This window comes from Dactylosporangium sp. NPDC005572 (assembly GCF_040605515.1).
Classification (GTDB): domain Bacteria; phylum Actinomycetota; class Actinomycetes; order Mycobacteriales; family Micromonosporaceae; genus Dactylosporangium.
This window is the reverse complement of sequence record NZ_JBEXCY010000053.1, coordinates 1-22,405: the sequence shown is the minus strand read 5'-3', so window position 1 is coordinate 22,405 and position 22,405 is coordinate 1. Positions and strand designations below refer to the sequence as shown.

21 protein-coding genes are annotated in these 22,405 nt (G+C 71.5%); 15 read left to right on the top strand and 6 right to left on the bottom strand.

Features of this window, described 5'->3' with window-relative positions; all coding sequences use genetic code 11:
* Nucleotides 1-6 precede the first annotated feature (6 nt).
* Complete coding sequence (locus ABZS66_RS24890) at nucleotides 7-558, bottom strand: helix-turn-helix domain-containing protein (RefSeq protein WP_354761482.1); 552 nt, start codon at nucleotides 556-558, stop codon at nucleotides 7-9.
* A gap of 89 nt (nucleotides 559-647) precedes the next feature.
* On the opposite strand from ABZS66_RS24890, the gene ABZS66_RS24885 reads away from it, so the two are divergent.
* A complete protein-coding gene (locus ABZS66_RS24885; RefSeq protein ID WP_354761480.1) occupies nucleotides 648-1,505 on the top strand; it encodes an NmrA family NAD(P)-binding protein in 858 nt (285 codons plus the stop codon).
* Here the strand turns inward: ABZS66_RS24885 and ABZS66_RS24880 are convergent.
* Genes ABZS66_RS24880 through ABZS66_RS24870 form a run of 3 tightly spaced genes read right to left on the bottom strand, consistent with a single transcriptional unit; the run spans nucleotide 1,496 to nucleotide 3,694 of the window.
* Nucleotides 1,496-2,305: an alpha/beta fold hydrolase gene (locus tag ABZS66_RS24880; RefSeq protein WP_354761478.1), complete on the bottom strand. Its 810-nt coding sequence runs from the start codon at nucleotides 2,303-2,305 to the stop codon at nucleotides 1,496-1,498. The genes ABZS66_RS24885 and ABZS66_RS24880 overlap by 10 nt on opposite strands.
* Nucleotides 2,306-2,309: 4 nt before the next feature.
* Nucleotides 2,310-2,969, bottom strand: a complete 660-nt coding sequence (gene deoC / locus ABZS66_RS24875; RefSeq protein WP_354761476.1) for a deoxyribose-phosphate aldolase — start codon at nucleotides 2,967-2,969, stop codon at nucleotides 2,310-2,312.
* On the bottom strand, nucleotides 2,966-3,694 hold the full coding sequence (locus ABZS66_RS24870; protein ID WP_354761474.1) for a GntR family transcriptional regulator: 729 nt from the start codon (nucleotides 3,692-3,694) through the stop codon (nucleotides 2,966-2,968). Before ABZS66_RS24870 ends, deoC begins: the two co-directional genes overlap by 4 nt.
* A 103-nt stretch (nucleotides 3,695-3,797) precedes the next feature.
* On the opposite strand from ABZS66_RS24870, the gene ABZS66_RS24865 reads away from it, so the two are divergent.
* On the top strand, nucleotides 3,798-4,199 hold the full coding sequence (locus ABZS66_RS24865; protein ID WP_354761472.1) for a cupin domain-containing protein: 402 nt from the start codon (nucleotides 3,798-3,800) through the stop codon (nucleotides 4,197-4,199).
* On the opposite strand, the gene ABZS66_RS24860 is transcribed toward ABZS66_RS24865, so the two are convergent.
* Nucleotides 4,187-5,116, bottom strand: a complete 930-nt coding sequence (locus ABZS66_RS24860; protein WP_354761470.1) for a hypothetical protein — start codon at nucleotides 5,114-5,116, stop codon at nucleotides 4,187-4,189. The two genes, ABZS66_RS24865 and ABZS66_RS24860, sit on opposite strands and share 13 nt — an antisense overlap.
* A 57-nt stretch (nucleotides 5,117-5,173) precedes the next feature.
* Here ABZS66_RS24860 and ABZS66_RS24855 point away from each other — a divergent pair, with 57 nt between their 5' ends.
* From ABZS66_RS24855 to ABZS66_RS24805, 11 genes are all read left to right on the top strand, one after another.
* Complete coding sequence (locus ABZS66_RS24855) at nucleotides 5,174-5,692, top strand: hypothetical protein (protein WP_354761469.1); 519 nt, start codon at nucleotides 5,174-5,176, stop codon at nucleotides 5,690-5,692.
* A gap of 257 nt (nucleotides 5,693-5,949) precedes the next feature.
* Nucleotides 5,950-7,002: a substrate-binding domain-containing protein gene (locus ABZS66_RS24850; protein ID WP_354761467.1), complete on the top strand. Its 1,053-nt coding sequence runs from the start codon at nucleotides 5,950-5,952 to the stop codon at nucleotides 7,000-7,002.
* 35 nt (nucleotides 7,003-7,037) lie between these two features.
* On the top strand, nucleotides 7,038-8,756 hold the full coding sequence (locus tag ABZS66_RS24845) for an Ig-like domain-containing protein (protein ID WP_354761465.1): 1,719 nt from the start codon (nucleotides 7,038-7,040) through the stop codon (nucleotides 8,754-8,756).
* 98 nt (nucleotides 8,757-8,854) lie between these two features.
* Entirely contained in the window at nucleotides 8,855-9,961 is a 1,107-nt protein-coding gene (locus ABZS66_RS24840) for a DUF916 domain-containing protein (protein ID WP_354761463.1), read from the top strand.
* Nucleotides 9,958-10,731: an LPXTG cell wall anchor domain-containing protein gene (locus ABZS66_RS24835; protein WP_354761461.1), complete on the top strand. Its 774-nt coding sequence runs from the start codon at nucleotides 9,958-9,960 to the stop codon at nucleotides 10,729-10,731. The genes ABZS66_RS24840 and ABZS66_RS24835 overlap by 4 nt, the downstream gene beginning before the upstream one ends.
* A 20-nt stretch (nucleotides 10,732-10,751) precedes the next feature.
* Complete coding sequence (locus tag ABZS66_RS24830; RefSeq protein WP_354761548.1) at nucleotides 10,752-11,567, top strand: phosphate ABC transporter ATP-binding protein; 816 nt, start codon at nucleotides 10,752-10,754, stop codon at nucleotides 11,565-11,567.
* Complete coding sequence (gene pstC / locus ABZS66_RS24825; RefSeq protein WP_354761459.1) at nucleotides 11,564-12,562, top strand: phosphate ABC transporter permease subunit PstC; 999 nt, start codon at nucleotides 11,564-11,566, stop codon at nucleotides 12,560-12,562. Before ABZS66_RS24830 ends, pstC begins: the two co-directional genes overlap by 4 nt.
* Nucleotides 12,563-12,578: 16 nt before the next feature.
* On the top strand, nucleotides 12,579-13,661 hold the full coding sequence (pstA, locus tag ABZS66_RS24820; protein ID WP_354761457.1) for a phosphate ABC transporter permease PstA: 1,083 nt from the start codon (nucleotides 12,579-12,581) through the stop codon (nucleotides 13,659-13,661).
* Nucleotides 13,662-13,693: 32 nt separating this feature from the next.
* Entirely contained in the window at nucleotides 13,694-15,409 is a 1,716-nt protein-coding gene (locus tag ABZS66_RS24815) for a substrate-binding domain-containing protein (RefSeq protein WP_354761455.1), read from the top strand.
* On the top strand, nucleotides 15,406-18,195 hold the full coding sequence (locus ABZS66_RS24810; protein WP_354761453.1) for a hypothetical protein: 2,790 nt from the start codon (nucleotides 15,406-15,408) through the stop codon (nucleotides 18,193-18,195). Before ABZS66_RS24815 ends, ABZS66_RS24810 begins: the two co-directional genes overlap by 4 nt.
* Entirely contained in the window at nucleotides 18,192-19,121 is a 930-nt protein-coding gene (locus ABZS66_RS24805; protein ID WP_354761451.1) for a sortase, read from the top strand. The genes ABZS66_RS24810 and ABZS66_RS24805 overlap by 4 nt, the downstream gene beginning before the upstream one ends.
* Here ABZS66_RS24805 and ABZS66_RS24800 read toward each other — a convergent pair.
* The gene (locus tag ABZS66_RS24800; protein ID WP_354761450.1) at nucleotides 19,118-19,423 is read right to left on the bottom strand and encodes an MTH1187 family thiamine-binding protein; all 306 of its coding nucleotides are present in this window, start codon (nucleotides 19,421-19,423) and stop codon (nucleotides 19,118-19,120) included. The genes ABZS66_RS24805 and ABZS66_RS24800 overlap by 4 nt on opposite strands.
* Before the next feature lie 66 nt (nucleotides 19,424-19,489).
* Here ABZS66_RS24800 and ABZS66_RS24795 point away from each other — a divergent pair, with 66 nt between their 5' ends.
* Entirely contained in the window at nucleotides 19,490-19,828 is a 339-nt protein-coding gene (locus ABZS66_RS24795) for a VOC family protein (protein ID WP_354761448.1), read from the top strand.
* 17 nt (nucleotides 19,829-19,845) lie between these two features.
* A complete protein-coding gene (locus ABZS66_RS24790; protein ID WP_354761446.1) occupies nucleotides 19,846-22,200 on the top strand; it encodes an excinuclease ABC subunit UvrA in 2,355 nt (784 codons plus the stop codon).
* The last annotated feature ends 205 nt before the right edge of the window (nucleotides 22,201-22,405 follow it).

Below are 22,405 nucleotides of genomic sequence, written 5' to 3'. Positions count from 1 at the left end.
TCCTGTTCAGGGGGTCAGCCCGCGCATCGCGGTGGTGAGCAGGCGGTCGAGCATCTCGGCCGGGTGCCTCGCCTGTTCGCTCGCCCAGGCCAGGCCCGAGACCAGCGCGAGCAGCTCGTCGGCGGTGACCTCGGCGCGGATCCGGCCGGCCGCCTGGGCGCGGTGCAGCAGGCGGGCGCCCGCCTCGCGCATGGCCACGCACGACTCGTGGAGCTGGGACTGCTCGTCGCGGAGGGCGGCCAGGACGGACTCGGGGAGTCCGCGGTACGCCATGGAGCCGGCCGCGAGCCGCCCGAGCCACTCCTGCAGCGCCGCGGCGGTGTCGTCGGCCGTCAGCAGGGACTCGGCGTGCTCGCGGAGGCCGTCGAAGTTGCTGCGCATGAGGGCTTCGAGGAGCGCCTCGCGGGTGGGGAAGTGGCGGTACAGCGTGCCGATGCCCACCCCGGCGCGGCGCGCGACGTCGCGGAGGGAGGCGTCGGTCCCGTGCTCGGCGAACGCGGCGCGGGCCTCGGCGAGCAGCAGGTCGTAGTTCCGCCGGGCGTCGGCGCGGGTGGACATGCCTCTCCTTCGGTTGACAAGTGGAGCACCGCTCCGCAACTATCGGAGCACCGCTCCTCTTAGCCTATCCGTTCTCCGGGAGGAACTCCATGACCGTGCTCGTCACCGGCGCCACCGGCCAGCAGGGCGGCGCGACCGCCCGTGCGCTGCTGCGGGCCGGCCGCCCCGTGCGCGCCCTCGTCCGCTCGGTCTCGTCCCCCGCGGCGCAGGCGCTCGCGGCGGAGGGCGCCGAGCTCGTGCCCGGCGACCTGACCGACCGGGCGTCGCTGGACCGCGCGATGTCCGGCGTCGACGGCGTCTTCAGCGTCCAGCCGGCCGGCGTGGCGCCGCACTTCAACCCGGACGAGGTGCGGATGGGTGTCACGGTCGCCGATGCCGCGGCGGCGGCCGGGGTCGGGCACCTGGTGTACACCTCGGTCGGCGGTGCGGACCGGGACACCGGCGTCTCGCACTGGAACACCAAGGGGGAGATCGAGCGGCACATCGCCGCGCTCGGGCTGCCGGCGACGATCCTGCGCCCGGTGATGTTCATGGAGAACCATGCCGATCCGCAGTACGGCGTGCTCGGCCGCCACTCGGTCCTGCGCATGGTGGCGCCGGGGCAGCACGTGCAGATGATCGCGGTCCGCGACATCGGCGAGTTCGCGGCGCTGGCGTTCGCCGACCCGGGGTACTACGTCGGCCGCGCCCTCGAACTGGCCGGCGACGACCTGCCGCGGGAGGCGCTGGTCGCCGCGGTCGAGCGCACCGTCGGCCACCCGCTGGACCTGCCACCCCTCCCGGCGGAGGCGGTGGCCGAGATGCGGGCGAACGTCGACCGCCTGCACGGCGTCGAGTCCTTCGGCGGCTGGCAGGCCGACGTCCCGGCCCTGCGGGCGCTGCACCCGGGCCTGCTCACGTTCGACGACTGGCTGGCGTCCTGGTCGCCGTGGGCGCTTCAGAGGTGACGGTCGAGGAACTCCACGACGACCTTCGTGAGGGCCTGGCGGTGCCCGGACAGGACGTGGTCGTCGGGGAGGACGACGTGTTCGGCACCGTCGTAGGCGGCCACGAGCGGCTCGTGGTGCAGCTCCGGCGGGGCGACGGTGTCGTTGCCGCCCGCGACGAGCAGGACGGGCCTGTGCTTGAGCTGCGTGTCGAGGCCGGCGAGCGCGAAGTCGCCGGCGTTCGTCTCGGCCTCCTCGAGGAGCTGCTCCGCGCTCGTCCCGCGCAGCGGCAGCAGGTCCTCGCCGAACATCGCCCGGAGCGCCTCCCGGGCGCCGGGGTCGGCCAGCCCGCGCTGCGCGGCCCCGCCGAAGTCGAACCCGGCGATGGAAACGACCGCTTTCACGTCGGGATCGCCGGCCGCGGTGTGCAGCGCCGCGAACCCGCCGAGGCTGTGCCCGACCACGGCGACGCGGTTCGGGTCGAGGGCTTCCGTGGGCGGCTGCTCGCGCACGATCCGGGTGACGTGGGCGGCATCGGCGAGGACGTTGCGCCAGCTGTACGAGCCGCCGACGCCCCACGAGCCGCGGTAGTGGAAGACGAGCGTCGCGTACCCGGCCCGCCGCAGCGCCTGCGCGAGGTCGAAGTTGCGCTCGTTGCCGGGGAACCCGTGCAGGAGGACGACGACGGGATGGGGCCCGGGCCCGGCGGGGACGTGCATGACCCCGAGCAGGGTCTCCCCGTGACTCTCCAGCCGTACTTCGGGCGTCCGAGCGGGCGGCACGAGGCCGGGATCAGGGTCGGCCATCCAGCGTTCGATCACGACCTCAGGCTAACCGGGCGGCGAAGTCGTCGAGGATGGTCTCGGTGGCGGTGGCCCCGAAGCGTACGGCGCCGGCTTCGTGCAGGGTCAGGAGCGTGTCGAGGGTGCGGACGCCGCCCGCGGCCTTGACCCGCACGGCCGGCGACACCGTGGCCCGCATGAGCTGGATGTCGGCGAGCGTGGCGCCACCGGGGGCGAAGCCGGTGCTGGTCTTCACGAAGTGCGCGCCGGCCTGCTCGGCGATCCGGCAGCCGGTGACCTTCTGCGCGTCGGTGAGGTACGCGTTCTCGAGGATGACCTTCACGACGCGGCCCTGGGCGGCGGCGACGACAGCGGCGATGTCGTCGTGGACGTAGCCGGTGTCGCCGTCACGGAGCCGGCCGATGTGCAGGACCATGTCGATCTCGTCGGCGCCGGCTCCGACGAGTGCCCGGGTCTCGGCCGCCTTGACCGCCGTCGTGGTGTCGCCGTGCGGGAACCCGGCGACGGTGCCGACCAGCACGCCGGTGCCGGCGAGGGCGGCCACGGCGAGCGGGACGTCGGACGGGCGCACGCAGACCGAGGCGACCTCACGCCGGGCGGCGATGTCGCAGCCGCCGCGGATGTCGTCGACGGTCAGCTCGGGGCGCAGCAGTGAGTGGTCGATCATCTTCGCGACGTTCATGACGGTGCTCCGGTCTGGGGTTGCTGCACGTCGAAGGTGACCTGCAGGGCGTAGCGGGAACCGACGTAGCGGCTGACGGTGTACTCCAACGGCGCCGAGTGCTGGTCGACGATGAGCCGGGTCTCGACGAGGAGCGGTTCGGCGGCGGGCACGTGCAGCCGGTCGCCGTCCGGGCCGGCCGGCTGGGCGGTGAGCGTCGACGAGCCCAGGGTCGGCCGCAGCCCGAGGTCATGCAGGGCGCGGTGCAGAGAACCGCCCTCCAGGTCGGCGTCGAGCAGCGCGGTCAGGTGGGCCGGGAAGCAGGCGTACTCCACCGCGAGCGGCGTCCCGTCGGCCATTCGCACGCGGGCGATCGAGACCACGCGGGGCGCCGCCGCGGTCAGCCGCAATGCCGCCGCCTCCGCGGCGGAAGCGGCCCGGACCTCGGCTTCGACCAGCCGCGACGACGGCGTCCGTCCCCAGCTACGGACCTGGTCCTGGAAGCTCATCAGGGTCCCGGCGGCGCGGGGCGCGGGAGGCTGCCGCACGAACGTGCCCCGGCCCTGGATCCGCTCGATCAGCCCGTCGGACTCGAGCGCGTTGAGCGCGGCCCGCATGGTCATCCGCGCCACGCTGAACTCCTCGGCGAGCACCGACTCGGCCGGCAGCGCGTCGCCCGGCCGGGCCTGGGCCAGGCGCGTCCGCAGCTCCCGCTCGATCCGCACGTACAACGGAGCCTTCGCCACGTGTCCTCCAGGTCATCTAGACAACCTAGATATTCGCACGGCCCACCCGGAACGTGTCAACTTCGTACAAGCCAAACCTGTCCGCCGTGCGCAGGATGAGGGCATGACCGCGCAGCCCGTCAACCTCGCCCAGGCCCTCGCCTCGTTCGACGACGTCTACAGCCCCCGCATCGTGGCCCGCATGAACGACTACGACGTGCGGATCGCGCATGCGAAGGGGGAGCACGTCTGGCACGCGCACGAGGACACCGACGAGTTCTTCCTCGTGCTCGACGGCCGCTTCGACATCGCCCTGCGGGCGGCGGACGGCAGCGAGCGCACCGTGATCCTCAACCAGGGGGACACCTTCGTCGTCCCGCGCGGCGTCGAGCACAAGCCGTCGTCGCCCGGCGGCTCCATCCTCATGTTCGAGCCGACCGGCACCCTGACCACCGGCGACCACCACGGCGACGTCCCGGCGCACGTCGACAGCACCACCGGGCACGCCCTGAGCTACGACGCGTAACGGCGCAGGGTCGTCGCGGCCAGGCCGGACTCGGCGGCCAGCGCCGCCCAGGTGGCGCCGGCGGCGCGGCGGGCCGCGACCCAGCCGGCCACCGAGTCGTAGCCGAGCGTCGCCGCGGCCGCCCGGCGGCGCAGGTCGGCGCCGGCCCGCTTGGTGGCGTGGGTCCGCACCGGGATGCCGTGGTGCTCCAGGGCCGCGACCACCGTCGCCCGGGGCACGCCCGCCTCCGCGGCGATGGCCGCGACCGTGCGGTGCCGGGCCACGTGGGCGTCGCGCAGGTAGGCGGCGACGGTGTCGTGCCCGGCCGCCCGCGCGGCCGGCCGCAGGCGGACGTCGGTGTGGTGCGGCTTCGCCGCCGGGGCGTGCCGGGCGACCCAGTCCTTGTGCAGCCCGGCCTCGCGGCTCACGGCGGCCATGCTCATCCCGCTCGCCAGGCGGTCGGCGACGTACTCGGCGAAGGCCGGGAAGCCGAACCGGGCGGCCGTCTCGGCGAGAGTCCGGGCCCGCTGCCGCTCAGCCCGGCGGCGGTTGCCGGCGGCCCGGGCCGCCGGGTCGACCGTGGCCAGCGCGGCGAGGGTCTTCGCGAGCCGCTCCGCGGGGTGCGACCGGCCCTGGGCCGCCCGCGCGGCCGCCGCGGTCAGCGTGCCGTCGTCCGCCCGCTCGCGGGCCGCGCGCTGCGCCTCGCGGATGACCGGCTCCACGGCCCGGCGGGCGGTCAGCGCGGCGGCCCGGCGCTTGCGGGTCGCCGCGCCGGTGAGGGGGTTGCCGAGTTCCAGGCCGAACGCCTCGATGTACTGGGCCTTGGTCCATCCGTGGTACCGCAGGTGGCTGGCGACCGACAGGAACCACCGCCCGCACAGGTGGCAGCAGACCCGGTCGCCGTCGGCGAGCAGCTGTCCCACAGGCGCGAAGTCCACGACCACACCTCCAGTAGTCACAGTGAGACTACCGAAGCAGGCAGTACGCTGCCAACCGTGCCGTCGCTGTCGCTGGCCGAGTGGATCGTGCTCACCCTGGTCGATGAGGCGCCGACGCACGGGTTCGCCGTCGCGGCCCTCACCGGTGACGGCGGGACCGTCGGGCGGGTCTGGCACGTCCCGCGGCCGGTGGTGTACCGCAGCCTCGACCGCCTCGGCACCTTCGAGCTCGCCCGCGTCGAGGCCACCGAGGCCGGCAGCCGCGGCCCGCAGCGCTCGATCCTCACCACCACGCCGGCGGGAGCCGAGGCGGTGGCCGAGTGGCTGGACCGGCCCGTCGAGCACGTGCGCGACCTGCGCTCCGAGTTCCTGGTGAAGCTCGCGCTGCTGGATCGCCGAGGCCGTGGTACCGCGGAGCTCGTCGCCCGGCAGCGCGAGGTGGTCGCCCCGCTCAGCCGGGCGCTGGAGCGCCGGCAGGCGACGGCGAGCGGGTTCGACCGCGTCCTGGCCGCGTGGCGCAGCGAGAACGTACAGGCCGCGCTACGTTTTCTCGACGCCATCAATACGCATTCATAGCAATTCGGCGAAACACATTCTTGGATCGTCCGGATAGGTCCGGTCCAGACCTGCTGTTTACCTGCTGCATGTCCGGCGTAAGCGTTCGAAAACCCGTTCGTCCATGCGCTCAACGGAGGCTCAGTTTCCTCGTATGCGCTGGTCAGGGGCCGGAAGACGATTCATTCGTCGTTCATTGACCTACTACTCGGCGGTGGTTCTGCACTGCCAGGGTCGCCAACGCATCCAACTGTGGGTGCAAGGCGGAAAGGTCAGTTATGCGAACGATCAGCAAGGTCGGGCTGGGGGTGGCGGGGGTAGCGGTGCTCCTGTTCGCCCAGGCCGCGCCCGCGAGTGCGGACGCCGCCGCGCAGGGCGCTGACATCGTCGGCATCGGCTCCGACACCATCCAGTACGCGTCCGACTTCCTGGCGGATGGCGACTACCTGGGCAACCCCGGCTTCAACGCCGCGGGTGCCCGCGTGTTCAGCTTCGACGCGACCGGCGACGCCCGGGGCACGCTGACCGCGGGTGCGACCGTGGTGCTGCGGGCCGGCACCTTCCCGGTCGTGCGGCCGAACGGTTCCGGCGGTGGCCTGACGTACTTCACGCAGACCGACACCGGCGCTGTCAAGAAGGTTCAGTTCGTCCGCAGCTCCCGCAAGCCCACCAAGGCCGAGGACGACCGCGCGATCGCCAACGGCTGGGGTGGCCTGCGCTGCTACCAGCTGGGCCTCGACGGTCTGAAGATCGCCACCTCGAAGCTGGTGACGTCGAACGCCGGCACCGGTGGCATCAGCACCGCGGACCTCAAGAAGATCTACAGCAGCCCGCCGCAGATCACCACCTGGGGCCAGGTCACCGGCTACAACGGCCCCAACGCCGGCGCCACGATCGTCCCGATCCTGCCGCCGGCCACCTCGGGCACCGAGCAGTTCTTCATCGCGCAGCTCGGCCTGACCGAGGCCCAGGTCCGCACCACCGCTGAGGGCCTGGTCCGGGCCGAGGAGCACGACCCGGCGCCGGTTCAGAGCAACGCGAACGCCATCGCGCCGTTCTCGACCGCTCGCCTGGTCATGATCCACAACGGCTACTTCAACAACGGCACCGCGCAGGACCCGATCAACCTGCTCAGTGGTGGCTCCACGTTCGACGTGACGCGGCCGGTGTACTTCATCGTCCGCAACAGCGAGATCAACACCTCGTGGAACCGGGCGCTCTTCGCGCCGGGTGGCTTCCTGTCGCAGGCCTTCCTCGCTCAGCCCCTGATCGAGGACGCGGCCGGCTTCACCTACCAGTACGCCGACGCGGGTCTCTGCCACACCGCCTAGGCGTTCCGAATCAGGAATACGAAAGGGAGTTCCCGTTGAAGATTCGCTCCAGGTCCCTGATGGTCTCGGCGGCCGCGCTGGCCGTCGCGGCCGGCGTGCTGGCGGGGGGAGGTGTCGCGAACGCTGCGGTCACCCCGGGCTTCGAGCCGGACCCCAACGCGATCGGCGCCATCACCCTGTACAACGCCAGCGGCGCCGTCGTCACCGGCGGTAGCCTGACGGCCGTCCCGTTCGTTGCCTTCGCTTCGGCGGACGGCCCGGGTCGGGCCGGGGACACCAGGGCCTTCATCCGGGTTGCGACCCCGAAGGCGGCCACCCCGACCGACCAGTTCGTGTCGGCCGTCGTCACCAACACCACCAACTACCCGAACCCGAACGCCCCGGCGCCGCTCAACACGTCGACGAACCCGCTCGTCTCCGCGACGACCGGCCAGTCGCTGGGCGCCTACATCGCGGCGAACCCGAACACCGAGACGGCTCCGGCTCTCGCGAACATCTACCAGGTTCGCCTGATCACGACCGCCCCGGGCCAGTCGGCCGCGGTGACGTACTTCCGTGTCGACATCCAGGTGGACACCGCTGCCGGCACGTGGACCGTGGTCCACCCGGCGTCGGCCACGCCCACCACGACCACGCTGTCGGCGAACCCCGCCAGCCCGGTCAACAGCGGCACGGCGGTCACCCTCACGGCGAACGTGTCCCCGGCCGGCACCGCCGGCTCGGTGCGCTTCTTCGACGGGGCGACCGACCTCGGCGCGGGCACCTACAACGCGGCCACCGGCGTGGCGACGTTCACCGGCACCCCGTCGGTGGGCAGCCACTCGTACACCGCGCAGTTCACGCCCACTGACACCTCCGCCTTCAACGGTTCCACCTCCACGGCGCTGCCCTTCACCGTGAACGCTCCGGGCACGCCGACCACGACCACGCTGACGGCGACCCCGCCGAGCGGCACCGCGGCCGGCTCCGGGGGCACGCTCGACGTGACCCTGTCGGCGCACGTCGCTCCGGTCGGCACCGCCGGCTCGGTCGAGTTCTTCGACGGTGCCACCAGCCTGGGCCAGGGCACCTACAGCGCCGCCACCGGCGACGCGACGCTCGTCAAGACCCTCGCCACGGGCAACCACCTGCTCGTCGCCACGTTCACCCCGAGCGTCAGCGGCTTCCAGTCGTCGACGTCCTCGATCGTGAACTACGCGGTGGTGGGTGCGAACTCGGCGGCCGTGCCGCTCGAGGCGCAGAACAACACCGACCCGTTCGCGGGCGCCCTGGTCCTCCAGGTCGCCGCGGGCACCAAGGTGCAGCTCACGCAGATCCCGGTGAACGACCCGAACGGCCACCCGGTGCTGGCGACCGACCCCACGGGTCACCGTCACGCCTGGGTGTTCACGGGCACGCTGACCGGCGTCTCGGTGAACGACACCCGCCCGACCCAGGACGGCTGGACCCTCAACGGGCAGGCCGCGGACTTCCACAACGGCTCGACCGTGGTGCCCGCGTCCTACCTCGGCTGGGTTCCGGCGTCCGCCGGCGGCGACGCCGAGGGCACCGTGGCGGCCGGCCCGACGGTCGACTCCAAGCTCAAGACGGAGTCGAGTGTCGGCCTCAGCACGAGCAGCCAGTTCGCCAAGGCTGCTCCCGGCAACGGTCTGGGCACCAAGGACCTCACCTCCTCGCTGGAGCTGCGGATCCCGGACACCAGCCCGACCGGTCTGTACACCAGCACCCTCACGCTGACCCTGGTCAGCCCCTGACGGTGAACAACTGAAGACAGCTCAGGTCGGTCCGGGCCTCCCGGGCCGGCCTGAGCCGTCGCACTTTTCCCGAAGCTGACGACGGACGGATACTGAACATGAGACGCCTCGCAACGCTGCTCCTGGCGGTCGCCGCCGGGGTGCTGCTGGCCCCCGCGGCCGCGCACGCCGAGCCCGCCGACGACGGTAACCGCGCCTGGTCGGTTCGGCCGGGAAGCCCCGAGGGCAAGCCGGACAAGCGCACCCACTACACGCTGCAGGGCACCCCCGGCGCCGGCGTGGAGGAGAAGGTCCTCGTCACCAACAGCAGCAAGGTCGCGGCGTCGTTCGTCATCTACGGCACCGACGCGTTCAACACCAGCACCGGCGCCTTCGACCTGCTGCCGGCGGCGCAGAAGCCGACCGACATCGGGTCCTGGATCAAGTTCAGCGCGCCCACGGTCACCATCGAGGCCGGCGCGACGGCGGTCGTGCCGTTCAGCATCGCGGTACCGCAGAACGCCACGCCCGGCGACCACGCCGGCGGTGTCGTGGTCTCGCTCGCCACGGGCACCGACGTGAAGGTCGACACCCGGGTGGCGGTGCGGTTGTACTTGAGGATTGCCGGGCTGCTGCAGCCGGCCCTCACCCCGAAGGACATCGACGCCGAGTACACCGGCGTCAGCAACCCGCTCGGCTCCGGCCGCGTCGCCGTCTCCTACACGGTCGAGAACACCGGCAACATCCGCCTGCAGAGTCGCGCGAAGCTCGTCGTGAAGTCCGCGTTGACCGGCATCACCCTCGCCGAGAAGAAGCTGACCGACCTCCCGGAACTGCTGCCCGGTCAGCACGTGCCGCACAAGGCCGAGGTCGACGGCGTCTTCCCCGCCGGTCCGCTGACGGTCCGCATCGAGCTGGAGCCGTTCCCCGACCCCGAGCAGCCGGTCGGTCAGGCCGTCCCCAAGGCGGAGAGCCACACGACCATCTGGGCGTGGCCCTGGCTGCTGCTGCTCGCGTTCCTCATCCTGCTCGGCGGCGCCGGCTTCCTGGTGCGCCGGCAGCTGATCCGCCGACGGCTGGCCAAGGCCCAGGCCGAGGCGCTGGCCCGCAAGCGCGCCCGCAAGGAGGCCAAGAAGGCCGAGGCCGCCGCCGGCGCGAAGACCGAAGCCACGGCCGGTGCCGAAGCCAAGACCGAAGCCAAGACCGAAGCCGGGGCGAGCGCATGAGGCTCACGAGAGCGGCGGCCGCGATGAGCATGGTGGCGGTGCTCGCCACCGTCGGCGCCTGCGGCGAGGACGAGGAGCCGGTGCCGTACACCGACACCCGCTCGACCGGCGTGATCGCCCTCTACGGCCGGGACGGCAACATCGTCACGCAGGGCAAGGTGTCGGACAAGCCGTTCGTCGCCAAGGCGGTCAGCCACGTCAGGGCGGCCGCGCCCTACGACGGTGAGGGCCGCAAGGCGACCCTGCTGGCGTTCCTGCCCCGCCACGGCATCGACCCGACGCAGTGGAACGGACGCTTCCTGACCGGCGCGAGCACCTACGGGGACCCGGCCCGGCCGACGGCGATCGCGCCGGCCGAGGCCGATTCGCTCGCCGCCTTCCTGGAGGCCTACCCGACCCAGTGGAACGGCCTGGTCCAGCTGCGGATCTTCCTCGGCGTGCCCGGGGAGCCGACGCTGACCTCCAGCTACGCCTCGGCCGACATCAAGGTCACCGGTGACACCTGGAAGGTCGTGCGCGGCGCCACCACGGAGGCGATCGGGGAGCAGCCGCGCGAGATCGTCCAGCCGGTCGGCGTGCGCGAGACCGGCGTGCCGATCAGCGTCGAGGTGAGCGGCAGCCCGCACCCGTCGCCGAGCCCGTCCAACGGCGGCCCGCTGCCGCGGACCGGTACCGACGTGATGACGATCGCCGGCGCGGGCCTCGCGCTCGTCGCGGTCGGCGCCCTCGCGGTCGCCCTGGGGCGCCGCCGCCGGAAGGTGAGCTCATGAGCACTGCGCCCACGCAGGAGATGTACATCCAGCCGCCGCCGCCCCTGCCGCGGCACGCCTCGCTGGCGACGCTGGAGGCCCGGGCCATCTCGGCCTGGTTCGGCGAGCGCAAGGTGCTCGACCGGGTGTCGCTGACCATGAAGCCGGGCCAGGTCACCGCGCTGATCGGCCCCTCGGGCTGCGGCAAGTCGACGTTCCTGCGGATCCTCAACCGGATGCACGAGCTGGTGCCCTCGGCCCAGCTCGCCGGCGAGGTGCGGCTCGACGGCGTCGACATCTACGACACCGGCCGCCGGCTCACCGAGGCCCGCCGCCAGATCGGCATGGTGTTCCAGAAGCCGAACCCGTTCCCGACCATGAGCATCTACGACAACGTGGTCGCCGGGCTGAAGCTCACCGGCACCAAGGTGCGCAGGTCGGAGAAGGACGCGCTGGTCGAGGAGTGCCTGATCAAGGCCGGCCTGTGGCGCGAGGTCAGCGACCGGCTCCGCTCGCCGGGCGGCGCGCTGTCCGGCGGCCAGCAGCAGCGGCTGTGCATCGCCCGGTCGCTCGCCGTGCGGCCGCGGGTGCTGCTCATGGACGAGCCCTGCTCGGCGCTCGACCCGACCTCGACCCGGGTCATCGAGCAGACGATCGCCGAGCTCGCCCACGAGGTCACGATCGTGATCGTCACGCACAACATGCAGCAGGCCAACCGGGTCTCCCAGCAGTGCGCGTTCTTCCTGGCCGAGCACGGCACGCCCGGCGCGATCGTGGAGAGCGGCGACACCCAGCAGATGTTCGAGGCGCCGCGCGACCCGCGCACGTCCGACTACGTCAACGGCCGGTTCGGATGAGCGCGCCCGACCTCCACGTCGAGGACGTGCCCCGCCCGCTCGCCGGGGTCGGCTCGCTGGCCGACCGCGTCTTCCGCGGCGTCTCGCGGGGCGTCGGCGTGTTCGTGCTCGTGGTCTTCGGCGCGATCGGCCTCTTCCTGGCCTACCAGGCGCTGCCGACGCTGAGCCGCTACGGCACCTCGTTCTTCACCGAGTCCGACTGGTCGCCCGAGCTCGACAAGGTCGGCATGTCGGCCGTGCTCGTCGGCACGTTCGTCGTCGGCCTGATCGCGATGTTCGTCGCCTTCCCGCTGTCGCTGGCCGCGGCGCTGTACATCACCGAGTTCGCGCCGAACGGGATCCGCAAGACGCTCGTCGCGATGGTCGACCTCATGGCCGCCGTGCCGAGCATCATCTACGGGCTCTGGGGCTTCTGGCTGCTGCAGCCGCAGCTCGTCCCGATCGCGCACTGGCTGCACCAGCACTTCGGCTTCATCCCGATCTTCGAGGCGGCCACCGACCCGGACGCGCCGGCCTACGCCCAGTCCGTCTACACGGGCTCGGCGTTCGTCGCCGGCCTGGTCGTCGCCATGATGGTCATCCCGATCACCTGCGCGGTCATGCGCGACGTGTTCGCCCAGGCGCCGGTCGGCGAGCGGGAGGCCGCGCTCGCGCTCGGCGCGACCCGGTGGGGCATGATCCGCACGGTCGTGCTGCCGTTCGGGCGGGGCGGCATCGTCGGCGGGACCATGCTCGGCCTGGGCCGGGCGCTCGGCGAGACGGTCGCCGTGCTGCTCATCATCTCCGTCGCCTTCGACGTCAAGATCCGCATCCTGGAGAACGGCACGATCACCGTCTCCTCGCTCATCGCCAACCGCTTCGGCGAGGCGACCGCGGCGCAGCTGTCGGCCCTGCTCACCGCGGGCTTCGTCCTGTTCGTCATCACGGTGATCGTCAACACGATCGCCGCGATCATCGTCAGCCGTAGCCGCAGCGGCGCGGCGACCGAGATCTGAGGGGCCTGCTGTGACCATGACTGCTGCCCCGCCGAAGTCACCGTCGTCATCGGCGCCGCCGGAGAAGGAGCGGCCGCGCCGGCTGCGCGGCCGGACCCTCGACGACAAGCTCAGCTTCGCCGGCGCCGGCGTGGCCTCGCTCGCCCTGACCTGGGTCGTCTACGGCAAGATCCTGCCGTTCTACGGCTTCGTCGGCTTCGTCATCGTGTGGTACGTCGTCTTCCTGCTCATGTACGCGACGGTCACCGCGCTGTCCAGCCCGCGGCCGGTGGTCGTCGACCGGGTGGCGTCGGCGATCGTGCACGCCGGTGCGATCGTGGTCGGCATCGCGCTGATCTCGACCGTGCTGTACACGTTCTTCCGCGGCTTCCTGGTCACCCTGCACCCGAACTTCTTCGCCGATGACATGGCCGGCGTCCGGCCGCAGGCGCCGCTGGACGAGGGCGGCATCCTGCACGCGATCGTCGGCACGGCCGTCGAGATCGGGATCGCCACCGTCATCTCGCTGCCGTTCGGCGTCGCCACCGCCGTCTACATGGTGGAGGTCGGCGGCAGGCTGGCCCGGGTCGTGCGCACCGTCGTCGAGGCGATGACCGCGATCCCGGACATCCTCGCCGGCCTGTTCGTCTACACCGTCTGCATCATCACGCTCGGCTGGGAGAAGTCCGGCCTCGCGGCCGCGCTCGCGATCGCCGTGACCATGCTGCCGATCATCGCCCGGGCCTCCGACGTCGTCCTGCGGGTGGTGCCCGGCGGCCTGCGCGAGGCCGGCCTTGCCCTCGGCGCGTCGCAGTGGCAGGTGATCCGGCACGTCGTGCTGCCGACCGCGCGGCCCGGCCTGGCGACCGCGCTCATCCTCGGCGTCGCCCGCGGCGTCGGCGAGACCGCGCCCGTGCTCATCGTGTCGGGCGCGTCGACCTTCCTGAACTTCGACCCGACCGAGCACACGATGAACTCGCTGCCGCTGTACATCTTCATCGCTGTCCGAAGTGGACAGCCGGTGTTCATCGAACGCGGGTTCGGCGCCGCCGCCGTCCTCCTGACCCTGGTGCTGCTCCTGTTCGCCGTGACCCGCTGGCTCTCCCGGCCCCGGGTCTGACGCCGCCTGACCATCGACAACGAGGACCTATCGTGAAGCGAACTCCCCCTTCGTCGGCGCCGCCGGCCCGGGCCGCGATCGTGGCCGTGCTGGCGCTCGTCATGTCCCTGGTCGCGCCGGCCACCCCGGCCGCGGCCGCCGTCGGCTACGCCCGCATCACCGGCACCGGCTCGTCCTGGAGCGCCAACGCGCTCAGTCAGTGGGTCGCCGACGTCCAGAAGCGAGGTATGCAGGTCGACTTCACCCCGACCGGCTCGGCGACGGGCCGCAAGGACTTCGCCGCGCTGGCGAACGACTTCGCGATCTCCGACATCGGCTTCCGCGGCGTCGACCCGAGCGGTCAGCGCGACGACTCGCAGGGACGCCCCTACGCGTACCTCCCGATCGTCGCCGGCGGTACGTCGTTCGTGTACCAGGTCCGCGTCGGCGGCCAGCTGGTGCGCAACCTGCGGCTGTCCGGCGAGACCCTGGCGAAGATCTTCTTCGGCAAGATCACGAACTGGAACGACCCGCAGATCACCGCCGACAACAACGGGCGCAAACTGCCGTCGCTGCAGATCCTCGTCGTCGTGCACTCCGAGGGCTCCGGATCCACCGCCCAGTTCACCTCGTACCTCGCCAAGCAGTACCCGGCGCTGTGGCGGGAGTACAGCGGCATGTCCGACTTCACCGAGTACTTCCCGCGGCACCCGGCCAACCGGGATACGCACCCCGGCAAGCTCTTCGCGCAGAACGGCTCGGACGGCGTGATCAACATGGTCACCGCCGGCTCCAGCAACGGCGCCATCGGCTACGACGAGTACTCCTACGCGCAGGGCGCCGACTACCCGGTCGTCAAGCTGGAGAACGCGGCCGGCTACTTCACCGGCCCCAGCGACTTCAACGTCGCCGTCGCGCTGACCAAGGCCGAGATCAACAAGGTCAAGGACCCGGCCGACTGCGGCCTGCGGGACAAGCCGGTCTGCAAGTACCTGCTGCAGAAGCTGGACAACGTCTATATCAACCCGGACAAACGCACGTATCCGCTCTCGTCCTACTCGTACCTGATCCTGCCCGTCGGTACCAACGCCCAGGACGCCCGCCTGACGAGCGAGAAACGCCAGACCCTCGCCGACTTCATGGCGTACTCCATCTGCGCCGGGCAGAGCTCGATGGGCATCGCCGGCTACTCGCCGCTGCCCATCAACCTGGTGCAGGCCGGCTTCGAGCAGCTGCAGCGGCTGCACGACGCCGACCCCAAGGTGACCCTGTCCGCGCAGCCGGTCAACAGCTGCAACAACCCGACGTTCATCCCGGGCCAGCCGGAGCGCAACCACCTGGCCGAGATCGCGCCCAACCCGCCGGAGTGCGACAAGCGCGGCAGCGGCCCGTGCACCGGCACCGGGAACAACGGCGGAAACAACGGCGGGAACAACGGCGGCAACAACGGCGGTGGTGGCGGTGGCGGCGGCGGGAACAACGGTGGCGGTGGTGGCGGCGGCAACGGCGCCAACCCCAGCAACTCGGCGGCGCCCGGCGCCGTGATCGACCCCGACACCGGCGAGGTGATCAGCGGTGGCAACGGCGGCGGCAACGGCGGCTCGGGTGGCGACGCCAACGCGATCGGCGTGCCGAACGACCTCGCGGCGTTCAAGACCGGCAAGCACATGAAGGTCCTCGGCCCGACGGCGGCGGCCCTGTTGCTGCTCGTCGTGTTCGCGCCCGCCCTGCTGGGACGGTGGCTGCGCCGCCGCCGGGAGGAGTCATGAGGCGCAGAAGGGCCGCCGGGCTGGCCGTCCTGCTGGTCAGCCTCGGCGTGATCCTGCCCGGCTCCGGCGTCTACCCGGCGCCGTCCGACGAGCCGGCGCCGGAGTTCACCGGCACGAAGTCGATGACCCGGGCGCACCTGCGGGCCGACGGCACCGAGGAGGCCGTGGACAGCAGGACCGTGACGGTCACGGTCAGCCAGACCACCAACCTGCGCAACAACCAGCAGGTCCGGGTGAAGTGGACCGGGGCCCACCCGACCCACGCCATGGGCGACAACCCGAACACGGTCTCGGCCTACCTGCAGGAGTACCCGGTCGTCGTCATGCAGTGCCGGGGCGCCGACACCCAGGCGAACCCGCTGGAGCCCACCACCTGCTGGACGCAGAGCGCCGACCAGCGGATCTTCACCACCAATGTGCTGACTGCCTTCCCGCCGTGGCGGATGGACCGGTACGAGACCCCGGCCAACCGCAAGGCCCTCGTCGGCGTGCCGAACGACCTGCCGCCGACCTGCGACCAGAGCACGATCGTGGCGCCGTCGCGCTTCGTCGCCTACCGCGGCCCCGCGCCGGACAACACCGTCTACAACCCGCTGCCCGGCCGCGACAATGTCACGTGCGGTCCCGTGCTCGCCCCCGACATGGTCAACGTCGAGGACAAGGACGCGCCGCCGGCCAACACCACCTTCGCGGTCACCAACAAGCAGGGCGAGGGCTCCGCCAAGTTCGTCGTGCAGTCCGAGGAGCACAACCGCTCGCTGGGCTGCTCGATGACCGTGGCCTGCTCGATCGTGGTCATCCCGATCATGGGAATCAGCTGCGACCCGACGGCGGCGGCCCTGCCGCCCGAGGACCGGCCCGGCCCGCTCGACCTGCGCTTCGGCGAGCCGGTCTGCAAGGGGACCGGCAAGTACGGCGAGAACGAGCGCGCGCCGCTCAGCGACATCTTCCAGATCGACCCGGCCGTCTCCGGCACCATGTGGTGGAGCGCGTCGAACTGGCGCAACCGGATCACCGTGCCGATCGCGTTCGGCCCGCCGGGCAACCTGTGCGACCAGGCCGACACATCGCTGCCGCTGGACATCTTCGGCTCGGAGATGCTGACCCAGGCCACCGACCAGTGGTCCACCGCGTTCTGCACCGACTCGACCCGGTTCAAGTTCCGGCACGTCCGGCTGGGCGAGCCGCAGGCCAAGGCCGCGCTGGTGTCCAGCGGCGCCCAGGCCGCGCTGGCGAGCGTGCCTCCCGCGGAGCCCTATCCGATATCCGTGGTGAGCGCGCCGGTCGCGGTCACCGGCTTCGCGATCAGCTATCTCATCGACGACGTCGACGGCAACGACTACCAGGACCTCAAGCTGACCCCGAGGCTCCTGGCCAAGCTGCTGACCGAGTCGTACCCCACCCGGTCCGGCCTGCGCATGGCCTACGGGAAGGTCAAGGACGACAGCCCGTACGCGGCGTACAAGGCGATGGCGAACAACCCGCTCGCCGTCACCCAGGACCCCGAGTTCCGGGCGCTCAACCCCAAGGTGCCGGACGCCATCGACAACATCCTCACCTCCTCGACGGTGCTCGCGCTGTCGGGCAACTCCGACGTCATGTGGTCGCTCTCGGCGTACATCAACGCCGACCCGGAGGCGCGCGCCTGGCTCAACGGGGAGAAGGACCCGTGGGGCATGGTGGTGAACCCGGGGTACAAGGGGATTCAGCTGCCGCTGTTCAGCTGGCCGCTGCTCGACACGTTCGTCTCGGCGGACTACTCGTCGTACGGCGGATGCCCCGAGATGACCCCGGAGCTCGAGGCGACGCTCACCCCGATCCCGTACCTGCCGCTGGTGGCCTCGCCGGTGGCGAACCTGTCCAACATCGCGCTGCGCGTGCAGTACGCGCTGTCGAACGCGCACGTCAACTGCAGCGTGCTGCACGACGAGTCGAACATGCCGATCGGCATCAACATGGGCGCCTGGGGCCGGCAGTCACACCCGCGCTTCATGCTCGGGGTGACCACCCTCGGCGACGCCGCGTTCCTCCAGCTCAACACGGCCGCGTTGCAGTCGTACTCGTCCGTGCCGCGCACGACGCAGATCACCGACGCGTCGGGCCGCACCTTCATCGACCCAAACGACGCGTCGATGAAGGCGGCCATGAAGTTCGCCAAGCCGGACGCGACCACGAACACGTGGAAAATGCAGTACGACAAGCTGGTCAGTGCCGACGGCGCGACGTCGTATCCGGGGACGCTCCCGGTGTACGCCGTGATCCCCACCCAGAACCTGACCGGCAACCACGGCACGCAGCTGGCCCAGCTGCTGCGCTACGCGGCGGCCGACGGCCAGCAGCCCGGCCTCGCCAGCGGCCAGCTGCCGCCCGGGTACCTGCCGATGACCGCCGACAACGGCTTCGGCGACTTCGTCGCGTACACCCTGCGGGCGGCCGACGCGGTCGCCGCGCAGACCGGCCAGGTGCCGCTGCTGGTGCCGGCCGCGCCGGCCACCTCGTCCCCGCCGCCGGCGGGCAACGGTGGTGGCGGAGGCGGCGGCGGTGGCGGCGGGTCCACGCCGACCTCGTCAGCGCTGCCCGACGCCGGGTCGCGCCCGTCGGCCTCGGCCTCCGCGTCGCCGTCCGCGGCGCCGGTGCCGCAGTCGGCCGGCTTCACCGCGCTGCTGTCCTCCGGGCTGGCCGCGTGGGCGCTGCCGATCGCGGCGCTGATCGCGCTGGCGACGTTCCTGATCGGCTCGATCACCCGGGCCGTGACCTTCGTCGTGACCTGGTGGAAGGCGACATGACGGCCACTCTTGTCGATCTCGATGACGACGACCTGGACGATGACGACGACGATGAGCTGGATGAGCCGGTCAAGCTGGCCAAGCTGCCGGTTCCGCCCGCCATCACGATCATCGTCCGGTCACTGATGACCCTGGCCGTCGTGTCCGGCTGGCTGGTCATCTACACCCTCGGCGTGAGCTCGGTGCAGCAGTCCCGCACGCAGCAGCAGCTCTACAACGGCTTCCGGGAGAAGGTCGCCCTGGCCACCGCGCCGCTGGGCGGCGACATCCCGGCGGGCACGCCCGTGGCCGTGCTGGAGGCGCCCGCGATCGGCCTGCGCCAGGTCGTCGTCGAGGGCACCACCTCGGGGGTGATGCGCGACGGCCCGGGCCACCGGCGCGACACGGCGCTGCCCGGGCAGCCGGGCACGTCGGTGATCTACGGCCACGCGGCCGCGTTCGGCGGGCCGTTCCGGCGGATCACGTCGCTCGCGGAGGGTGACAAGATCACGGTCACCACCGGGCTGGGCATCTTCCAGTACGAGGTGCAGGGCGTGCGCCGGGCCAACGCCCCGCTGCCGGCCCGGCTGGCCTCGGGCGGCTCCCGCCTGACCATGGCCACGGCCGAGGCGGACGGGTGGCGCAGCGGCTGGGCTCCGACGAACGTCGTCTACGTCGACGCCGTCCTCAAGGGGGAGACCACGCTCGGCCCGCCGGGCCGGCCGACGTCGGTAACGGTCGCCGAGCGGGCCATGCAGGCCGATCCCGACGCTCTGGTACCACTGGTCTTCTGGCTCCAGGCGTCGCTCGCCGCGACGCTCGGCCTGACCTGGGCGCGGGTCCGCTGGGGCGGCCTGCAGACCTGGTTCGTCGGCGTGCCGGTCCTGCTGGCCTGTCTGTGGGGCACGGTGGAGACCCTGGCGGAGTTCCTGCCGAACCTGGTCTAGCCGTTCTGGAGGTGGCGCTCGACGCTGGCGACCTTGGCGTCGAGCGCCCCGGTGACCCCCTCGCGCCAGTCGACCTTGATGACGGTGCTGGTCCGCGGTGCCTTGGCCTGCACGGCCGCGACCGCTGCCCGTACCACTCCCATCACCTCGTCCCAGGTCTCACCCTCGACCGAGGTGAACATGGCGTCGGTCCGGTTCGGCAGCCCCGAGGCCCGGACCACCCGCACGGCCTCGGCGACGAGCGCGCCGACGTCCTCACCGACACCGAGCGGCGTCACGCTGAATGCGACCAGCACGGACATGGCTTTCTCCCAACCGATCAGGATTCGAGAAGCGGCGGCCGTCGCCGGTCACCTAGGGTAACCGACATGGAGATCAAAACCGTGCTGCACCCCGTCTCCGACCTGGAGGCGGCCAAGAAGGTCTACACCGCGCTGCTCGGGGCCGAGCCCACGGCCGACAGCCCCTACTACGTCGGCTACGACGTCGGCGGCCAGCACATCGGGCTGGTGCCGAGCGGCGGCCCGCAGGCCATGACCTCGCCCGTGGCCTACTGGCACGTGTCGGACATCGAGGCCAAACTGGCCGAGGTGACTGCCGCGGGCGGCGCCGTGAAGGAGGCGGCGCGCGACGTCGGCGGCGGGCGCCTGGTGGCGACCGTCACCGACACCGACGGCAACGTGCTGGGTCTGCTGCAGGACAAGTGAGTTTGGTGGGGGACACGATGAGCCAGGCGTTCGATCGCGGCGACGTCATCCGCGTGCAGGGTGCGCGCGAGAACAACCTCAAGGATGTCAGCGTCGAGATCCCGAAGCGCCGGCTCACCGTGTTCACCGGCGTGTCCGGCTCGGGCAAGAGCTCACTGGTGTTCGACACGATCGCCGCCGAGTCACAGCGGATGATCAACGAGACGTACAGCGCCTTCGTGCAGGGCTTCATGCCGACCCTGGCCCGGCCCGAGGTCGACTTCCTCGACGGGCTGACCACGGCGATCATCATCGACCAGGAGCGCATCGGCGCCGACCCGCGCTCCACGGTCGGCACCGCCACCGACGCCAACGCGATGCTGCGGATCATCTTCAGCCGGCTCGGCGAGCCGCACGTCGGCCCGCCGAACGCGTTCTCGTTCAACGTGGCCTCGGTCCGGGCGAGCGGCGCGATCACCGTGGATCGCGCCGGCGCGCAGACGGTGCGCAAGACGTTCACCCGGGCCGGCGGCATGTGCCCGCGCTGCGAGGGCCGGGGCCAGGTCACCGACCTCGACCTCACCCAGCTCTTCGACGACTCCAAGTCGATCCTCGAGGGCGCGATCACCATTCCCGGCTGGAAGGCCGACAGCTTCTGGACGACCCAGGTCTACGTCGAATCGGGCTTCGTCGACCCGAACAAGCCGATCCGCAGGTACACCAAGAAGGAGATGCGGGATTTCCTGTACCACGAGCCCGTCAAGGTGAAGGTCCAGGGCGTCAACCTCACCTACGAGGGCCTGATCCCGAAGATCCAGAAGTCGATGCTCTCCAAGGACGTCGAGGCCATGCAGCCGCACATCCGCGCCTTCGTGGAGCGCGCGGTGACGTTCCAGACCTGCCCGGAGTGTGACGGCGCCCGGCTGAGTGAGGCGGCCCGCTCGTCGCGCATCAAGGGCATCAACATCGCCGACGCGTGCGCGATGCAGATCAGCGACCTGGCCGACTGGATCCGCGGCCTGGACGAGCCGACGGTGGCGCCGCTGCTGGGCACGCTCCAGCACACGCTCGACTCGTTCGTGGCGATCGGCCTGGGGTACCTCTCCCTGGACCGCCCGGCCGGGACGCTGTCCGGCGGCGAGGCCCAGCGGACCAAGCTGATCCGCCACCTGGGCTCGTCCCTGACCGAAGTGACGTACGTGTTCGACGAGCCGACGATCGGCCTGCACCCGCACGACATCCAGCGCATGAACGATCTGCTGCTGCGTCTGCGCGACCGCTGCAACACGGTCCTGGTCGTGGAGCACAAGCCGGAGACGATCGCGATCGCCGACCACGTGGTCGACCTCGGCCCGGGCGCCGGCACCGGCGGCGGCACGGTCTGTTTCGAGGGCACGGTCGAGGGCCTGCGCTCGAGTGACACGATCACCGGCCGTCACCTGGACGACCGGGCCCGCCTGAAGCCCTCCGTGCGGTCGTCCGCGGGGGCCCTGGAGATCCGCGGCGCGACGAAGCACAACCTGCGCGGCGTGGACGTCGACATCCCGCTGGGCGTCCTGGTCGTGGTGACGGGCGTGGCCGGCTCGGGCAAGAGCTCCCTGATCCACGGCTCGGTGGCCGGCCGCGAGGGCGTCGTCCTGGTCGACCAGACCCCGATCAAGGGCTCGCGCCGCAGCAACCCCGCGACGTACACGGGCCTGCTGGAGCCGATCCGCAAGGCCTTCGCCAAGGCGAACGGCGTGAAGCCGGCCCTGTTCAGCGCAAACTCGGAGGGCGCCTGCCCCAACTGCAACGGCGCCGGCGTCATCTACACGGACCTGGCGATGATGGCGAGCGTGGCGACGGTCTGCGAGGAGTGCGAGGGCAAACGCTTCGAGCCGTCGGTGCTGAACTACCACCTGGGCGGCAAGGACATCAGCGAGGTCCTGGCGATGCCGGTGACGGAGGCGGAGGACTTCTTCTCGACGGGCGACGCGCGCACCCCGCCGGCCCACACGATCCTGTCCCGCATGGAGGACGTGGGCCTGGGCTACCTGACACTGGGCCAGCCGTTGACGACGCTGTCGGGCGGCGAGCGCCAACGCCTGAAGATGGCGACCCACATGGGGGAGAAGGGCGGCGTCTACGTGTTGGACGAGCCCACGACCGGCCTGCACCTGGCGGACGTACAACACCTGCTGGGTTTGCTGGACCGCCTGGTGGACTCGGGCAAGTCGGTGATCGTGATCGAACACCACCAGGCCGTCATGGCCCACGCGGACTGGATCATCGACCTGGGCCCGGGCGCCGGCCATGATGGCGGCCAGGTGGTCTTCGAGGGCACCCCTCAGGGCTTGGTGAAGTCCCGCAAAACCCTGACCGGCAAACACCTGGCGGAGTACGTAGCACCGTAACGCCGGGGACGCGTCCGAGCAGGTTCATGATCGATGGCGCGATCTGGCTGCCATGACAGCCAAAGCGCGCCATCGATCATGGTTCGCAGCGACCAGGGCGCGGGCGTAGCCCGCGGGTTCTTGCCACGACGGCGGTGGCAGCGTCCGTGCCGCCGGGGCGGATGCACCGGCGGCACCAGCGGTGTCTGGCGGGAGCGACGGTCGT

Coding starts and splice junctions, on each gene's coding strand:
- ABZS66_RS24835 (WP_354761461.1), top strand. CDS start 9,958: ATGAGGCTCACGAGAGCGGCGGCCGCGATGAGCATGGTGGCGGTGCTC.
- ABZS66_RS24865 (WP_354761472.1), top strand. CDS start 3,798: ATGACCGCGCAGCCCGTCAACCTCGCCCAGGCCCTCGCCTCGTTCGAC.
- ABZS66_RS24805 (WP_354761451.1), top strand. CDS start 18,192: ATGACGGCCACTCTTGTCGATCTCGATGACGACGACCTGGACGATGAC.
- ABZS66_RS24840 (WP_354761463.1), top strand. CDS start 8,855: ATGAGACGCCTCGCAACGCTGCTCCTGGCGGTCGCCGCCGGGGTGCTG.
- pstC (WP_354761459.1), top strand. CDS start 11,564: ATGAGCGCGCCCGACCTCCACGTCGAGGACGTGCCCCGCCCGCTCGCC.
- ABZS66_RS24790 (WP_354761446.1), top strand. CDS start 19,846: ATGAGCCAGGCGTTCGATCGCGGCGACGTCATCCGCGTGCAGGGTGCG.
- ABZS66_RS24890 (WP_354761482.1), bottom strand. CDS start 558: ATGTCCACCCGCGCCGACGCCCGGCGGAACTACGACCTGCTGCTCGCC.
- ABZS66_RS24795 (WP_354761448.1), top strand. CDS start 19,490: ATGGAGATCAAAACCGTGCTGCACCCCGTCTCCGACCTGGAGGCGGCC.
- deoC (WP_354761476.1), bottom strand. CDS start 2,969: ATGAACGTCGCGAAGATGATCGACCACTCACTGCTGCGCCCCGAGCTG.
- ABZS66_RS24885 (WP_354761480.1), top strand. CDS start 648: ATGACCGTGCTCGTCACCGGCGCCACCGGCCAGCAGGGCGGCGCGACC.
- pstA (WP_354761457.1), top strand. CDS start 12,579: ATGACTGCTGCCCCGCCGAAGTCACCGTCGTCATCGGCGCCGCCGGAG.
- ABZS66_RS24810 (WP_354761453.1), top strand. CDS start 15,406: ATGAGGCGCAGAAGGGCCGCCGGGCTGGCCGTCCTGCTGGTCAGCCTC.
- ABZS66_RS24850 (WP_354761467.1), top strand. CDS start 5,950: ATGCGAACGATCAGCAAGGTCGGGCTGGGGGTGGCGGGGGTAGCGGTG.
- ABZS66_RS24800 (WP_354761450.1), bottom strand. CDS start 19,423: ATGTCCGTGCTGGTCGCATTCAGCGTGACGCCGCTCGGTGTCGGTGAG.
- ABZS66_RS24830 (WP_354761548.1), top strand. CDS start 10,752: ATGTACATCCAGCCGCCGCCGCCCCTGCCGCGGCACGCCTCGCTGGCG.